Raw genomic sequence first — 255 nt, 5'->3', positions numbered from 1 at the left:
TCGGCGATCGAAGCGCAGAACATGGGCATTCCGGCAACCGCGATCGAAGCCGCCGTTGCCGCCCGCAGCCTGTCGTCGATGAAGACCGAGCGCGAAGCCGCCGAGAAGATCTTCGGCAAGCCGGAATGCAAGTTCCCGATCGCCTACGGCCCCGAACTCAACAAGGATCTGGAGCTGGCGCTGTTCGCCGCCAAGATCGGCGCTTATGCGCAGGGCTTCGCCGTCATGGCGGAAGCATCGCGCGAGTTCAACTGG

1 pseudogene is annotated in these 255 nt (G+C 63.9%); it reads left to right on the top strand.

Features of this window, described 5'->3' with window-relative positions:
• A pseudogene (locus IB244_RS33320) lies at positions 1-255 on the top strand (NADP-dependent phosphogluconate dehydrogenase); the annotation flags it as partial.

The sequence above is a fragment of the Rhizobium sp. RHZ02 genome (genome assembly GCF_014851575.1).
Classification (GTDB): Bacteria; Pseudomonadota; Alphaproteobacteria; order Rhizobiales; family Rhizobiaceae; genus Rhizobium; species Rhizobium altiplani.
Note: the sequence above shows the minus strand (reverse complement) of the source record. Positions and strands in the feature narration are given on the sequence as shown.